This is a genomic window from Leucobacter sp. M11 (assembly GCF_035726885.1).
Taxonomy (GTDB): Bacteria; Actinomycetota; Actinomycetes; order Actinomycetales; family Microbacteriaceae; genus JAPFRB01.
The window spans coordinates 29716-29966 of sequence record NZ_JAPFRB010000006.1; the positions used below are offsets into that span (position 1 = coordinate 29716).

A 251-nucleotide genomic window follows, 5' to 3' on the forward strand; every position below is an offset into this window, starting at 1 on the left:
CTACCGCGACTACGGCGACCGGCTGCGCGAGATGCACCCGCGCGAGGTGGCCAAGCAGCGCCGCTCCATCGGCATGGTCTTCCAGCGCTTCAACCTGTTCCCGCACAAGACCGCCCTAGAGAACATCATCGAGGCCCCGATGGTCGTCGCCAAGCGCGGCCGCGCCGCGGCGGTCGCCGAGGCGCAGGAGCTGCTCGCCCGGGTCGGCCTGCAGGCCTGGGCCAATCATTACCCCTCGCAGCTCTCGGGCG

Annotated in this window: 1 protein-coding gene; it reads left to right on the forward strand. The window is 70.9% G+C overall.

The genetic code is table 11. From position 1 onward, the window contains the following. On the forward strand, positions 1-251 hold a 251-nt coding region (locus tag OOT08_RS17170; RefSeq protein WP_325094071.1), incomplete at both ends, for an ATP-binding cassette domain-containing protein.